This window comes from Pseudomonas sp. RA_15y_Pfl2_54, assembly GCF_963971015.1.
Taxonomy (GTDB): Bacteria; Pseudomonadota; Gammaproteobacteria; order Pseudomonadales; family Pseudomonadaceae; genus Aquipseudomonas; species Aquipseudomonas baetica_A.
In genome coordinates this window covers 1-15,287 of the sequence record NZ_CAXAPN010000028.1, presented here as the reverse complement: position 1 = coordinate 15,287, position 15,287 = coordinate 1, and the positions used below count along the sequence as shown (strand labels likewise).

At 59.6% G+C, this 15,287-nt stretch carries 11 protein-coding genes and 2 pseudogenes; 6 read left to right on the top strand and 7 right to left on the bottom strand.

What is annotated here, in order from left to right; genetic code table 11:
• The first annotated feature begins 31 nt into the window (after positions 1-31).
• On the top strand, positions 32-394 hold the full coding sequence (locus tag AACY50_RS19755; RefSeq protein WP_339495831.1) for a GtrA family protein: 363 nt from the start codon (positions 32-34) through the stop codon (positions 392-394).
• Positions 395-543: 149 nt separating this feature from the next.
• On the opposite strand, the gene AACY50_RS19750 is transcribed toward AACY50_RS19755, so the two are convergent.
• From AACY50_RS19750 to AACY50_RS19720, 7 genes and pseudogenes are all read right to left on the bottom strand, one after another.
• Positions 544-2,163 (bottom strand): FMN-binding glutamate synthase family protein, encoded by a 1,620-nt coding sequence (locus tag AACY50_RS19750; RefSeq protein ID WP_339465897.1) that lies wholly within the window; start codon positions 2,161-2,163, stop codon positions 544-546.
• Between the two features lie 83 nt (positions 2,164-2,246).
• Positions 2,247-2,411, bottom strand: a pseudogene (locus tag AACY50_RS19745) (LuxR C-terminal-related transcriptional regulator); the annotation flags it as partial.
• Positions 2,412-2,473: 62 nt separating this feature from the next.
• Positions 2,474-3,874, bottom strand: a complete 1,401-nt coding sequence (locus AACY50_RS19740; protein ID WP_339432879.1) for an ATP-binding protein — start codon at positions 3,872-3,874, stop codon at positions 2,474-2,476.
• The gene (locus AACY50_RS19735; protein WP_339432880.1) at positions 3,871-5,685 is read right to left on the bottom strand and encodes a DAHL domain-containing protein; all 1,815 of its coding nucleotides are present in this window, start codon (positions 5,683-5,685) and stop codon (positions 3,871-3,873) included. Before AACY50_RS19735 ends, AACY50_RS19740 begins: the two co-directional genes overlap by 4 nt.
• Positions 5,682-6,635, bottom strand: a complete 954-nt coding sequence (locus AACY50_RS19730) for a cytochrome-c peroxidase (protein ID WP_339432881.1) — start codon at positions 6,633-6,635, stop codon at positions 5,682-5,684. Before AACY50_RS19730 ends, AACY50_RS19735 begins: the two co-directional genes overlap by 4 nt.
• A gap of 45 nt (positions 6,636-6,680) precedes the next feature.
• Positions 6,681-8,552 (bottom strand): putative bifunctional diguanylate cyclase/phosphodiesterase, encoded by a 1,872-nt coding sequence (locus AACY50_RS19725; RefSeq protein ID WP_339539027.1) that lies wholly within the window; start codon positions 8,550-8,552, stop codon positions 6,681-6,683.
• Positions 8,549-10,813: a GGDEF/EAL domain-containing response regulator gene (locus tag AACY50_RS19720; protein WP_339465899.1), complete on the bottom strand. Its 2,265-nt coding sequence runs from the start codon at positions 10,811-10,813 to the stop codon at positions 8,549-8,551. The genes AACY50_RS19725 and AACY50_RS19720 overlap by 4 nt, the downstream gene beginning before the upstream one ends.
• Positions 10,814-11,065: 252 nt before the next feature.
• Between AACY50_RS19720 and AACY50_RS19715 the strand changes: the two genes are divergently transcribed.
• From AACY50_RS19715 to AACY50_RS19695, 5 genes and pseudogenes are all read left to right on the top strand, one after another.
• The gene (locus tag AACY50_RS19715) at positions 11,066-12,424 is read left to right on the top strand and encodes an HD domain-containing phosphohydrolase (protein WP_339432884.1); all 1,359 of its coding nucleotides are present in this window, start codon (positions 11,066-11,068) and stop codon (positions 12,422-12,424) included.
• A 69-nt stretch (positions 12,425-12,493) separates the two neighbouring features.
• A complete protein-coding gene (locus AACY50_RS19710) occupies positions 12,494-12,928 on the top strand; it encodes an NUDIX hydrolase (protein ID WP_339432885.1) in 435 nt (144 codons plus the stop codon).
• Positions 12,929-12,951: 23 nt separating this feature from the next.
• Positions 12,952-13,590 carry a LysE family translocator gene (locus tag AACY50_RS19705; RefSeq protein ID WP_339432886.1) on the top strand — a complete coding sequence of 213 codons (639 nt, stop codon included), beginning with the start codon at positions 12,952-12,954 and terminating at the stop codon, positions 13,588-13,590.
• 1 nt (position 13,591) lies between these two features.
• Complete coding sequence (locus AACY50_RS19700; RefSeq protein WP_339432887.1) at positions 13,592-14,089, top strand: GNAT family N-acetyltransferase; 498 nt, start codon at positions 13,592-13,594, stop codon at positions 14,087-14,089.
• A 225-nt stretch (positions 14,090-14,314) separates the two neighbouring features.
• Positions 14,315-15,287, top strand: a pseudogene (locus AACY50_RS19695) (hypothetical protein); the annotation flags it as partial.

The window sequence follows — 15,287 nt, the reverse complement described above, 5'->3', positions numbered from 1 at the left end:
CCCGACAAGTCGGAGTCAGCAAGGAACGGACATGAAAGGATTCTCCGCAACCGGCGTGATCGGCTTTGCAGATGCGCTGATCCACTGGCAAATATTTTTCGTGCTCTGCACCGCGGTCGGCCTCGATCAGGCATCCAGCAATTTTGCGGCGTTTTGCGTGGCCGCTGCGTTCACGTTTTACGTGAACGCGCTTTACACGTTCGAGAGAGAAACCTCGGTGTTCGCTTACCTGATGTTTGTCGGCGCAATGGGCGCGGTGAGTTTCGGCGTGGGCGTGATTGCCGATGCCTGTCATCTTCCCGGCCTGGTGACGGTGGCTTCTTTTTCACTGATCAACATTTTATTGGGGTACTGCTTTTTCCGGTTTGTGCTCTTTCGGGAGCGTCGGATATGAACGTATCGGTGACTGATTGCCTTTCAATTCAAGAGTTCGGCCGTTCTCCAATATTGTGCAAGCGTCAATTCACCTGAGCGCCGGTAAATTCGCCTTCCGAATTGACGCTCGGAGTGCCAAAAGGGTGAATATGGCACTCCGTCTGGACGCTAAGCCGCCACCACTTCCATCGGCTCAAAACTGTCTGTCCGCGCCATCTGCCACATCCGCGAGTAAAACTCGCCGTTCACTTCCCCGGTGAGCAATTCCCCTGGCTTCAAAAACACATGCAGTTGCGAGAACAGTTTGATCTCGGTCGCCGACATGCGTCGAACCAGGTGCTTGGCCGACAGTTGCGAAGGATGTTCCAGTCCGGCCGCTGCGAGCATTTCCGCCAAAGCCTTCAACGTGTTGCGATGGAAATTGAACACGCGCTGGGCCTTGTCCGGCACGACCAGTGCGCGTTGGCGCAAGGCGTCCTGAGTGGCGACGCCGGTCGGGCATTTGTTGGTGTGGCAGCTTTGCGACTGGATGCAACCGATGGCGAACATGAAGCCGCGTGCCGAGTTGGCCCAGTCAGCGCCGATGGCCAGCACGCTGGCAATGTCGAAGGCGCTGACGATCTTGCCGCTGGCGCCGAGTTTGATCTTGTCGCGCAGGTTCAGGCCGACCAGGGTGTTGTGCACGAACAGTAGACCTTCGCGCATCGGCACGCCGATGTGGTCGGTGAATTCCACGGGGGCCGCGCCGGTGCCGCCTTCCTTGCCGTCGACGACGATGAAGTCGGGGAGGATGCCGGTTTCGAGCATGGCTTTGGCGATGCCCATGAATTCCCACGGGTGGCCGAGGCAGAACTTGAAGCCCACCGGTTTGCCGCCGGACAGTTCACGCAGTTGCTGGATGAAATGCATCATTTCGATTGGCGTGGAAAACGCACTGTGGCGTGACGGCGAGACGCAGTCTTCGCCCATCATGATGCCGCGGGTGTCGGCGATTTCCCGGGTGACTTTGTGTTTCGGCAGAATCCCGCCGTGGCCGGGTTTGGCGCCTTGGCTCATCTTGATTTCGATCATCCGCACTTGCGGGTTTTGCGCTTGCGTGGCGAAGCGTTCCGGGTCGAAACGGCCGTCGCTGGTGCGGCAACCGAAGTAGCCGCTGCCCAGTTCCCAGGTCAGGTCGCCGCCGTTTTCGCGGTGATACGGGCTGATGCTGCCTTCGCCGGTGTCGTGGGCGAAGTTACCGAGTTTGGCGCCCTGGTTGAGCGCGCGAATCGCGTTGGCGCTGAGTGAACCGAAGCTCATCGCCGAGATGTTGAACACCGACGCCGAGTACGGTTGAGTGCACTGCGGGCCGCCGACGGTGACGCGGAAACTGCTGGGGTCGCTCAACGGCGCCGGGCGCATCGAATGGCCGATGAATTCGAAGCCCGATTGATAGACATCGATCAGCGTGCCGAACGGTTTGTCGGCGCTTTCATTCTTCGCCCGTGAGTACACCAGCGAACGCTGGGCGCGGGAGAAGGGCAGGGCGTCGCTGTCGGACTCCAGCAGGTATTGGCGGATTTCCGGGCGGATGCCTTCGACCAGGTATCGAATGTTGCCCAGGATCGGGTAATTGCGGCGTACCGCGTGCGGGCTCTGCATCAAGTCGAACAGGCCGACCAGGCTCAATACGCCGGTGACGGCAGTGATCGGCCAGAGCCAGTCGTGTTCGAGAAAGGGCAGGCTGGCGAGGGTGAATATCACGCAGACGGCAAAGAAGGCGTAGCGGCTCAGGAGGGACAGGCTCATACGGTTTCCTTGGTTCGGACTCAATGGGTGTGGCCCGCCGCAGATTCTCTGTGGCTGCGGGCTTGCTCGCGCAAACGCTGCAATCAGGCGTTCTGCGCCTGAAGAACAATCGAAAACAGCTCGGCCCGGGAGGTGATCCCAGGTTTGCTGTACCGGTGTTTCTTATGGGCATTAACGGTTTATACGGCGATTTCCAGCTTACGGGCGAATTCTTTGCTGGAGCAACCGCTGAGCATCAAACGCCTGACGGCGCGGTGCCAGGCGATGGTGTCAGACGAGAGTGTCACGCCTCGACCCCTTCCCGCAGGGATCAAGCGGCTGACGGTGTCTGGCGCATCGGCAGTTCGACGCGAAAGGTCGTGCCTACGCCCAACTCGCTGCTCACCGAAATGTCTCCACCATGCTTTTTCACAATGCCGTAGGACAGGGACAAACCGAGACCAGTCCCCTGGCCGACCGGTTTGGTGGTGAAGAAGGGGTCGAAGATTTTTTGCAGGGTGTCCGGTGCGATACCTGATCCGGTATCGGCCACTTCAACCCAGGCGATGTCGGCCTGCTGCCCGGTGCGCAGGGTGATGATGCCGCGTTCCTGCCCCATGGCCTGAGCCGCGTTGACCACCAGGTTCATGATGACCTGATTGATTTGCGACGGCAGGCACTCGATGTCCGGCAACGGCTGATACTCCTTGATCACGTCGGCCTTGTATTTGAGTTCGCTGGCGACGATGTTCAGGGTCGACTCGATGCCTTGTTGCAGATTGGCCCACTGCCATTGCTGGTTGGAATCGACCCGGGAAAAATCTTTCAGGTCCTTGACGATCTGCCCGACCCGGCCGATGCCGTCCTTGGATTCGCGGATCAGCACGGGAATGTCTTCGAGCAGAAAATCCAGTTCGACGTCCTGGCGCAATTGCTCCAGCCGTGACGCCGATTCGCTGTCCGGGGCGTGCCCGAGCGTCTGGTAGGCGTCGAGCATGGTCAGCAGTTGTTTGAAGTAGCCGTCCAGTGTGCCGAGGTTGGAGGAAATGAAGCCGATCGGGTTATTGATTTCATGGGCCACGCCCGCCGCCAGTTGCCCCAGTGACGCGAGTTTTTCCGATTGCACCAGTTGTCCTTCCAATTGCTTGCGCTCGTCGACTTCTCTCTGCAGTTCTTCGCTGGCCTGCTTGAACTGGGCGGTGCGCTGATCCACCAGATGTTCCAGATTGTGCATTTGCAGGGAGGCCCGTTCAGTCATCTGCCATTTGGTGAGCAGTGTGTTGGCCATCTGTTGCACTTCGATGTTGTCGAACGGTTTTTTCAGGATCAGCAGTCGATCATGAGCGTGCAGGCGTTCCAGCAGTTCGTCCCAGGAGTAATCCGAGTACGCGGTACACACCACTACCTGCAACTGCGGATCCTCTTTCCACAGGTGTTCGATGGTTTTCGCACCGTCCCAGCCATCGGGCATGCGCATATCGACGAAAGCCAGCGCATAGGGGCGCTGCTCCTGCATGGCCTGAACCAGTTTGCCCAGACCTTCCTCGCCGCCATAGGCCGAATCCAGCTCGAACCGAGGACGCTCGATTCGGGCCTGGGTGCCGAACAGTGCTGCCTCCATTTCGTCCAGTTCCACCGACTGTGCCGCCGGAGCGAGGATCTTGCGAAAGTCTTCATGAATCGACGGCATGTCGTCGATCAGTAGAATGCGGCGATTCGAAAGCTCACTCATGCGTTCTCCGTTACGCTGATCAGGGGGATCTGCAGGGTGAATAACGCACCCTTGCCCGGCCCGTCGCTGTGGGCGGTGAGATGGCCGTTCATCTCGATGGCCGCCAGGGCGCAGCTGTGCAGGCCAAACCCGTGGCCTTCCTTGCGGGTGGTGAAACCATGGGCAAAAATGCGCGTCATGTTCTGCGGCTCTATGCCCTCGCCATCGTCCCGGACGCTGATTTCGAGGAAGTTTTCATCCGCGATTCTGACCCCCAGAGTCATGGTGCGTGGGCGGTTGCTGAGGTCCGACATCGCGTATTTGGCATTGCTGATGAGGTTGATCAGGATCAGTAGCAAGCGGTGTTTGTCGCCCATCACTTGCGGCACATCGGCGTACTCCTTGACCACCGTGACGTGATGCCGGGTCAGGGCCCCGGCGTTCATGCGCAGGGCGTCTTCGAGCAGTTCGTTGATGAACAGCGGCTCGGTCATGCTGTTGGCCCCGGCATAGGACTGCTGGGTGGCGACGATGTCCTTGATGTGGTCGACGCTTTTGTTCATCTGGTTCAATTCGTCGGCCATTTCCTGCTGTTCCTGAGAGATCGCGCCGACCAGTTGATTGAGGTAACCGGGCAGCAATTTGCCCTTGGCGTCCTCGCTGAGGAAATGGCCGAGGTCGTGCGGATGTTCGTTGATCAATTGCATGGCCTTGCCCAATCCCAGTGATTTGCTGGCGCGCAGCTTTCGTGCGATCAGGTCGCAAGAGATGTTCACACTGTTGAGCACATTGCCGACGTTGTGCAGCACGTTGGTCGCGATTTCCGCCATACCGGCCTGGCGCGCGGCGTCGAGCAATTCGCTCTGGGCGTTCTTGAGCTCGCGGGTGCGCTCCTCGACCCGTTGCTCCAGCGCATCGTTGGCGGTCTGCAAGGCGCTATTGACCCGATTGATTTCGGCGAAACTGCGGATCAGGCGAACGGCCAGCCATATCAGTGACATCATCAACAGCACGGAAAACAGCAGCAGGTAGAAGTGGTATTTCCTTTCGATGACTTCGACGCGTTGCTGATCCATGTCAAGCATGGTGGTGATGTTGTCCAGACGTTCGGCCACTGGAATGGCTTCGATGTTTTCGAGCAACTGATTGACCCGTGGTTGCTCGCGCGCAATCAGGGCGATGTGATTGCTCATGATCCTGATCGGGCTTTGAAACTCCGCGGGCAGGCGTTGTGCATTCACTGCCAGTTTGTTCAACCCTAACTCGATGTCGGCAGCTTTGTCGGCGGAGGTGACCTGGGCGAACTCCAGGGCACTGAGTAGCAGGTCGTAGGTATCGGTGGTGATGTTCTGCAACTGCAACTTGTCGAAATCAGGCAGATTGGCCAGTTGCGCCTGGATGTCGTCTTCGGCGGTTGGCAAAAAGGCCAGAGAGTTACGCAACAGGGCGTTGTGCGACTTGAACTGTTCGACCAGACGGGTTTTTTCCTGCATCGCGTGCAGGAACCCCTCGTGGGCGTCGTTCCATAGGACGGAGTCGTTGCGACCATGCCCGGACTCCAGGGAGTCGAAGCGCTCCCAGAGCCGGGTCATCTCGTTCATTGGCGATACCAGGGGGTCGTAGTTGTGGGAGATCGCCACCCTGGCTTTGAGAATCTCGTTTTCCCACAGAGCGTTCTGCTGTTTGATCTGCCGGACCAGGTCCCTTGACTCGGTGTACGTCATGGTTTGTTCGGAGCTTGACTTGAAATAGAGAAACAGCAGGATCGAGGCCAGCACCACCGCGACCAGCGTGAGCAACAGCAGGCTGGTGTGGCGTGAGATGTTCTTCATGGCTTGCCCTCCCATTGGCCGGTCAGGGTCTTGAGAAACAGGATGATCAGGTGCTTGTCTTCTTCGCTCGGCATGCGCCCCAACTGGTACTGGAACATCACGTCCACCGCCCGTTCGAGGGTGGGCGCCGAGCCGTCGTGAAAGTACGGCGCGGTCATTGCGACATTGCGCAGGCTCGGCACTTTGAACACGGCACGATCCGCTTCGTCGCCGGTGACATTGAAACGTCCCTGGTCGGCCACTGTCGGGTTGCCGCGATCGGCAATGTAGTCGCCGAACACGCCGAATTTCTGGAACATGTTGCCGCCGATGTTCACCCCTTGGTGGCAGGCAATGCAGCCGTATTCCTTGAAGCGCTGGTAGCCGTACTTCTCCTCGAGAGTCAGGATGTCCGTGTTGCCCAGCAGGTATTGATCGAAACGGGAATTGTGGGTTAGCAAGGTGCGTTCATAGGTGGACAGTGCTTGCTGGATATTGGCCTTGGTCACACCGTCCGGGTAGGTGGCGGCGAAGTCCCGGCGGTAGTCGGCGTCGTTGGCGATGCGTTCGACGACGGTGCTCCAGTCGTTGCCCATTTCATGGGGGCTGGTAATGACCACGTCGCTCTGCTGCTCCAGTGTCTCGACGCGGCCGTCCCAGAACTGGCGAAAGTTCAGGCTGGCGTTGAACACCGTCGGTGTGTTGACGGCCACCGGTTTGCCGTCGAACCCCAGTGACAAGGCTCGGCTGTCGGCACCGTTCTTGTCCAGTTGGTGGCAACTGGTGCAGGACAGGCTGTTGTTGATCGATAACCGTGGCTCGTGGAATAACCGGCGGCCGAGTTCAACGCGCCGGGCATCCTGCGCCGGTGCTGCGGGCAGGGGGATGAGCGGTTCGTCCAGCGGCTCGGCGTGGGCACCGATACAGAGTCCACAAAGCAGCAACGCCATGAAAGGGGGGTAAAGGCTCATCGGCAATCGTCTCCTTGACTCTCGTGGCCGGTTTCGGGGCGTGCATCAAACTGTCCAGGGCGGTGGGGACGTGGCGGCCAGCAAGTGCGCAAAAGCGTCGGCAGGCAGGGCTTTGCTGAAGTAGTAGCCTTGGCCTTCTTCGCAGTGGTGGGCCTTGAGAAAGGCCAGTTGTTCTGCGGTTTCGATGCCTTCGGCGATGACGTTCAATCCCAGACTTTTTCCCAGGCTGATGATGGCGCTGACGAGGGCGGCATCATTGCTGTCGTGGCTCAGACCGCGAATGAACGATTGATCGATCTTCAGCACATCAATGGGAAACCGGCGCAGGTAGCTCAGGCTTGAATAGCCGGTGCCGAAGTCGTCGATGGACAGTCGTGTGCCCAGTGCCTGCAGGCGATTGAGTGCGGTCATTGTCGCTTCGACGTTTTGCATCAGTACGCCTTCAGTGATTTCCAGTTCCAGCCAGCCGGCGTCCAGCCCCGACTGCCTGAGCACGTGCTCGACGCCTTCGACGAAGTCGCGCTGGCGAATATCGATGGGCGAGATGTTCACCGACATGCGGATCGGCGGCAGTCCCGCCACTTGCCAGGCCCGAGTCTGACGACAGGCCTCGGCCAGCACCCATTGGGTCAGTGGCACGATCAGTCCGCTGTCCTCGGCCACCGGAATGAAGTCCGAGGGATAGACCGTGCCGTGCCCCGGTTTCTGCCAGCGCACCAGCGCCTCGGCACCGACCACCCTGGCGCTGCGCAGGTCGATTTTCGGTTGGTAGTGCAGGACGAACTCTTGCCGTTTCAGCGCCAGACGAATGCCCGATTCGATGCTTTGCTGTTCGCGTGCGCGCTGGTTCATCGCGTCGATGAAGAAACCGATGTCGTTGGGGCCGTTTTCCTTGACGTTACGCATCGCGGTTTCGGCCTTCTTGATCAACTCGATGGCATCCAGTCCGTCTTCGGGATAGACGCTGATGCCCAGACTGGCGGTGACGCTGACGTCATGGCCGGCAATCGTCTGCGGCAGGCGAATGGCCGCGAGCACTTTTTCGGCGATGGCGTGGGTCTGCTGTGGATGGCTGATGTCGGTGAGGATCACCACGAACTCGTCTGAACCGTAGCGAAAGACCGAGTCTGATCCGCGTATGCACAGCAACAGTTGCTGTCCGACACGCTTGAGCATTTCGTCGCCCGCCGGATGGCCCAACGCATTATTGATGCGCTTGAACCGGTCCAGACCGAGGAACATCACCACCAGTTGCTTGTCATGGCGCCGGCAGACGGCCAGGGCCTGGCTCAGGCGATCACCGAGCAGGGTGCTGTTGGGTAAACCGGTGAGGGTGTCGTATTGCAGCAGGCGCGACACCTTCAGCAGTTCGTGAACCCGCGCCTCGATGGTTCGCTCAAGGCTGAGCATCTTCAGTGCCGCGTCCTGGGCCAGTTGCCATTTCCAGGTCAGGGCACTGGCCATCTGGCGGATTTCCAGGCTGTCGAACGGCTTTTTGAGAATCAGTAACTGGTCGCCGAACTCCAGCCGCTCGGCCATCGCCTCCCAGCTGTAATCGCTATAGGCGGTGCACAAGGCAATTTGCAGGTTCGGATCGGCCTGCCACAGTTGCTCGATGGTTTCCAGACCATCCCATCCCGGCGGCATGCGCATGTCGATGAAGGCAAGGGCATAAGGGTTGCCATCGGCCTGCGCGCGCAGGACCAGAGCCAAGGCTTCCTGGCCCTGGTAGGCGGAGTCTAGCTGGAAGTTCAGGTGTGGCGACTGACGGGTACCGAACAGCGTCTGTTCGAGGTGATTCAAGTCAGCCTCTTCGGGCGCCTTCGGGGCAAGGATCTTGCGGAAGTCGTCGTGAATCGCCGGTGTGTCATCGATGATCAGGATGCGCCGGTTGGATTGCGGGAATGGGGTTTTCATTCCTCATCCTCCCCCCGGGACTGGACCACCTTGTGTCCGTCCCTCAGCAGTTGGCCTGCCTGCTCGGCGCTGACCGCCTCACTGAAATAGAGCCCCTGTGCACTGGGTAATGCGGCCGCGGTGGGCGGCGCGGGATGCTGTCCCGGTGTCGGCTGGCCTTCGGCAATGATGCCGATGTCCAGATCCCGGGCGAAATTGACGATCGCCCGCAGTGCGCTGGCACCGGCTGCATCTTGAGTCGCGCTATCGATGACGCTCTGAGCAAGCTTGAGATGATTGACGCGGTAGGTTTTCAGGTAATCGAACGATGAATACTCGGTGCCGAAATCATCGATGGCGATGGTCACGCCCAGTTCACGCAGGCGTGGCAATACATCGTTGTGGGTCCACTTGGTCTGGGCCAGCGTCGCCTCGGTGACATCGAAACGCAAATCCCAGGGCGCAAGCTGCCAGCGTGCGGTGGTGCGCAGAACGTCGTAGATCAGTTCGGGGCCACTCTTGAGTTGCGCCAGAGAGAGCTTGATTGCCATCAACGGCGGTGCCACGCCTTCCTCACGCCAGAGTTGCATCTGGCGGCAGGCGCGATCCAGCACCCAGCGCCCCAGAGGAATGATCGCGCCGGTTCTTTCCGCCGCCGGGACGAAGGCGGATGCCGGCAGCAGACCGCGCCGCGGGTGTTGCCAGAGGATTTTCGCCTCCATGCCCAGAATCCGGTCGTTGTGCAGATCCATCTCCGGTGCGTAATGCAGTCTCAGCTCATCGCCCTCCAGCGCGGCCATCAACTCGCTGACGAGGGTCATGCGTTCGGCGACTTCCCGAGAGATCTCCTCCGAGTGGAAGTGATACTGGTTGCGCCCCGTTTCCTTGGCGCGGTACAGCGCCATGTCGGCTTGCCCCAGCAGGCTGTCGGCGTCGAGACTGGTCGCGCTGTAGCTGCTGATGCCGATACTGACCGAAATATGCAGCGCATTACCGGACAGGTTGTAGGGCGCCATCAGTGCGTCGCGGATATGAGACGCCATCGCGGCCGATTGGGTCGGGTCGCTGACGTCCAGTTGCAGGATCGCGAACTCGTCGCCGCCCAGGCGCGCCACCACATCGTTTTCTCGCACGCAGGCCTTGATGCGCTGGGCGACTTCCTGTAACAGCAGGTCGCCGACCGGATGCCCGAGGGTGTCATTGATTCGCTTGAAGTGATCCAGGTCGAGGTAAAACACCGCGAACGGCATGGCGCCACGACGCGCGGCCGCAAACGCCTGGTGCAGACGCTCGATCAATGTGGCGCGGTTGGCCAGCCCCGTCAGGCTGTCGGAACGGGCCATCAACGCCAATTTCTCCTCGACCAGACGACGTTCTGTGATGTCCAGGATGATGCCTTCGACTTCCTGCAGCCGCCCGTCATGATCGCGCACTGGTATATAGCGGTTTTCCACCCAGCGCCAAGTGCCCTGGCCGGTGCGCAGGCGAAATTCGATCGAAGCGCCCGACGCATGCCGATCCAGCACCCTGGCCATGGCCGCATCGACGTTCGCCTGATCGTCCGGGTGAATCAGCTCCTGAGCCCAGTTCGGCGAGCGCACCAGATCCGCGGCGACATGACCATAGCGAGTGATGTTGTGGGAGATGTACATCAGTGCAAACGAGGGATCGCCGCGCAGCCGATAAAGGATGGTCGGGCTGTTCTGCACGATGATATTGGCGTCGGACAATTCCCGGGTGCGTTCCTCAACCGCTTGTTCCAGCTCGTTGAGCTTCAGCGCGGCGTCTTCGGTCATTTGCCATTTGACCGTAAGGGCGCTGGCCATCTGGCGGATCTCGATTGCGTCGAAGGGCTTTTTCAGAATCAGCAAACGGTCGTTCAGCGCCAGGCGCCGGTCGATGTCTTCCCACGAATAATCGGAATAGGCCGTGCACAGGGCGACCTGCAACTTGGGGTCGACTTGCCACAGCCGTTCGATGGTTTCCAGCCCGTCCCATCCCGGTGGCATGCGCATGTCAATGAATGCCATGGCATAGGGGCGCTCATCGGCCAGCGCAGCTTCGAGTTTATCGAGTGCTTCCCGGCCCTGAAATGCCGAGTCAAGTTCGAAGTGCAGTGTCTGTGTCGCAGTCGGGGTGCCGAACAATAGACTCTCGGTCTCGCCGAGGCCGTCGTCCTGGGGGATGACAGGGCAGAGAATCTTGGCGAAATCGTCATGAATCGCCGGGCTGTCGTCGACGATGAGCACGCGGCGATTGATGTATACGGGGGGCGCCGTCATACCGCGCGGTCCACGGGGTCACATGCTGTTGTCATCGGGAGCATCCTTTCCCTCATTACGTGCCTGTTCGAAGGCCGATGGAGTCCGCCTGCGAGTTGAGCATAGTCGCGCCCTCGGCAATTTGCCTGTGCACTCGGGCTGAAGATTTGCGTGAACACTGCAGAAAATCATCTAGCCTTCAGTCAGGCGCAGGCAAGCGAGGCGGTAGGCTGGCGCGTCGTTTTCGTCCACTGTTTTGCTTGAGGTCACGCCATGGAAGAGCAATCCGCCCCGACTCTGCCTCACCGCCCCACAGTGCTGCTGGTCGATGACGAGGAGTCGATCCTCAACAGCTTGCGCCGCCTGTTGCGGGGTCAACCCTACGATGTCCTGCTGGCCACGAGCGGCGCCCAGGCACTGGAGATGCTCGAACAGCAGACGGTTGACCTGGTCATGAGCGATGCGCGTATGCCCAATATGGACGGCGCCTCGTTGCTGGCTCATGTTCGCCAACGTCATCCGGCGACCGTGCGCATCATGCTCACGGGCTACGCCGACCCGTCCGCGATCATAAAGGCGATCAATGACGGGCAGATTCATCGTTACATCAGCAAACCGTGGAATGACGAAGAGTTGCTGCTGATCCTGCGTCAGTCCCTGGAGCATCAGCATTCCGAGCGAGAACGTCAGCGCCTGGAACAGTTGGCCCGGGTGCAAAACGATCAGCTCAAACTGCTCAACAGCACCCTGGAAAAGCATGTCGCGGCGCGCACCGCCGAGCTGCAACAGACCGCCGACATGCTTGATCTGGCTTACGAAGAGCTCAAGCGCAGCTATGTCACCGGCACCGAAGTGTTCTCGTTGCTGGCCAATCTGCGCTTGCCCCCGGCCAAACAGACCAACCGGCAAATCATCGAACTGGTGCGCAGCTACTGCAAACACCATGACCTGGACGAGGCCACCAGCCGTGACCTGACCATGGCGGCGGCGCTCTACAATGTCGGCAAACTGAGCTGGACCGACGGCATGATGATTACGCCTTCGGATTTGCTGCGTCATACCGATCAAGAGCGTTATCGCGGGTATCCGAAGCAGAGCGAGTCCTTGCTGATGACGCTGGACCCGATGAAAGATGCCGCACGCCTGATCCTGCATCACCAGGAGCGATGGGACGGCAGCGGCTTTCCCGACCGCCTCAAGGGCGAGGCGATTCCCTTCGGCTCGCGGTTACTGAAACTGGCGGTGGACTTCGTCGAGTTGCAACGCGGCCTGATTCTTGAGCGGCAGATGAACAGCGACGAAGCGTTGCTGTACCTGCGCCAGTACGCCGCACGCCTGTACGATCCGGAACTGGTCGAAGATTTCATTCACGTGTGTGCGGCCTTCCTCAGCGATGTCACGCTGGCCGATCCGACGGTCAAGGTACTGACCACTCGGGATCTGGCGCCGGGAATGATTCTGGCGCGCAATCTCAACGCTGATAACGGCATGTTGCTGCTCAATGCCGGCAAAACCCTCAGCGGCCTGTTGGTGGAAAAGCTGATTGCTTTCGAAGCCATGGAAGGCGGCAAATACAAGATTTTCGTCAAGGTGCCTGAGGAGGTCGACGAGCAACTCAAGGCTCAGGGTTAGCGATCTGTAAGGTGACGTCATTGGGCAGGCATGGGATCCTTGCGATTTTTTCAGGCCGGTGGCTGCCCCATGACCTCTGCACCCGTTGTCTCCCCACGCATCATTCGCATCGCCGCCGCGCTACTGCTCGGCGCTGACGGTCGCACCCTGCTGGTACGCAAGCGTGGTACCACGGCGTTCATGCAACCGGGCGGCAAGATCGAGCCCCACGAACGGCCCCTGCATGCACTGGCCCGTGAGCTGGAGGAAGAGTTGGGATTGCGTATTGACCCTTCGCAGGCGACATTCCTCGGCCAGTTCTGCGCCCCCGCCGCCAATGAGCCAGGATTTGTCGTACAGGCTGAAATCTTTCAACTGACCATCGACACCGAAGTCACCCCTGCCGCCGAAATCGAAGAGGTGGTCTGGATCGACCCGGCCACCGACGGCGATGTTGAACTGGCGCCATTGACACGCGACCTGATCCTGCCGTTTTATCGAGCCTCGCTCACCGCCATTGCCTGATCATCCACGCAAAGGACTTTGCCATGATCCCGCTTCAAGACCTGCTGATTTTCGCCGCCGCCGCGTTGCTGATGGTACTGACGCCGGGGCCGAACATGATCTACCTGATCTCGCGTTCGATCTGCCAGGGGCGCAAGGCCGGTGTGACCTCGTTGCTGGGCGTGGTGGCCGGTTTTTTTGTGCACATGTTTGCAGCGGCCGCCGGTTTGACCGCGGTGTTTCTCGCGGTGCCGATGGCTTATGAGGTGTTGAAGTGGGCTGGCGCGCTGTATCTGCTGTGGCTGGCCTGGCAAGCGGTGAAACCCGGCGCACGCTCGCCGTTCGAAACGCAGCCGTTGCCGGCGGATTCGTCGCGAAAGTTGATCACCATGGGCTTTCTCACCAGCGCCCTGAATCCGAAAATTGCGGTGTTCTACCTCTCGGTATTTCCGCAGTTCATCACGCCTGAACATGGCTCGGTGTTCACCCAGAGCATCATTCTTGGCCTGACCCAGATCAGCGTCAGTTTTTCCGTCAATCTGTTAATCGCACTGTTCGCGGCGGGCATTGCATCATGGTTCGTGCGTAACCCGACGTGGCTGGCGGTGCAGCGTTATTTCATGGGCCTGGTGCTCGGCGGTCTGGCCGTGCGGCTGATGATTGAACAACGGCGAGGGGCTTGAGATGTGGATCGAACGGCTGGACGCCAGCCATGCCCTGGCCTATCGCGAGTTGATGCTCCAGGCCTACGACCGCCATCCACACGCCTTCACCTCCAGCGTGCGCGAACGGGCAGTGATGCCGCTGAGTTGGTGGGAAACGCGGCTGACCAGCAAGCTCGATGTGGTGCTCGGTGCGTTCGAGGCCGGCGTATTGGCGGGCATCGTCGGTCTGGCGTTCGAGCCTCGTGAGAAGGCCCGACACAAGGCCACGTTATTCGGCATGTACGTGTCGGCGGATTTTCGCCAGCACGGCTTGGGTTATGAACTGGTGCAAGCCGCGCTGAGCGAAGGCCAAAACCATCCCGAGCTGAAACTCATCCAGCTCACCGTCACCGCCGGCAACGATGCGGCGTTCAAGCTGTATCAACGCTGCGGCTTTATCCAGTTCGGCCTCGAGCCGCTGGCCGTGCGGGTCGGTGAAGACTATTTCGACAAGATCCACATGTGGCGTGAACTCTGACCCGTCACTGTTTCATCCTGTTCAGGCTGGTGGATCGAGGTTATCCCGTGCGCGATTGACGGTCGGTTCACCGAGCAGGGGGGGCGGTGCGGTGTGCCCGGCAAACTGTAGGCCGTGACGCAAGATTGCGTAGCCTGAGTCCATGTCTGGACATGTCTGTTAAACATTGCTGTTTAAGGTAATAAGAACACTCACCAAACCTGGCCGGGTGCAGGTGCGCGCAAATTGCTTTGGCCAAAATCGGAATCGCCCTACACGCAAAAGAGAATCACCCGGCATCAAAGCTTGAGGTCGCTCGCCAAAGTCCCCCGTTTTGCAGAACGGGACACGGATGTGACCAGACTCATCCCTCAACGCGAACTCCACGGCCAACAGCTACTCGACACCCACCAAGCCATGGACACCTTTCGACAGGCACTCAACCGCTCGGATGAACTGCCGGGTTTCGATGACATGCTCAATGCAATGGGCCTCAATCAATCCAACTACCTGCAAGGCGCCAACCAGCGAAAACTTGTCGAAGCCATTCGCAACGGCGACTGGGTCGTGGTGAAACCACGCGTTGTTGCCGATAGCGGCGGCGCCTCCTGGAACGCCTTCAAACCCGAACCACCACCCGCCCAGCATCTGGTGGAAGAGCACACCTACACCCTGCCGCAACCGGCAGAGTCGGGCTTTCACATCGTCCAGAAACCCATGAGCCGCGAAGCGCTCGAGCGTGCGCTCTACGAAACCACGCTCAGCGATGCCCTGCGCCGCGAATTCCGCTCCCTAAACCGCCATCTCGGCGAACAGGTCAAACCGGGACAAATGGTCATCTTCAGCGACTCGCGCAACTACATGTGCCGACGCGAAGAAGCGCAGATGATGGCGGCGGCAGAGAAAGTGAATGAAGCGCTGAAGGATCTGACGGATGAAGAGGCGTCTTTCATGGTTGAACACCATGAGGTGATTGAACCTTTTTTGGGGGTTTCTTCTGGAGCGTTGGGCGTCGCGTCGTTCATGGTGGGCCAGCACATGGAAACACTTAAGAACACGCTACAGAACTGGAGCGCTTGCACATTGAGCAATACCCCCCGGTGTCAGGATAGTTGTCGCCTCTCCGGTTTTTCCAAAAAAAGCATATCGGGGGCGGAAAGAGACTGGTCGTGCCGTACTATTCACCTGAACGCAGAGCCGCATTACTTAAGATGCTGCT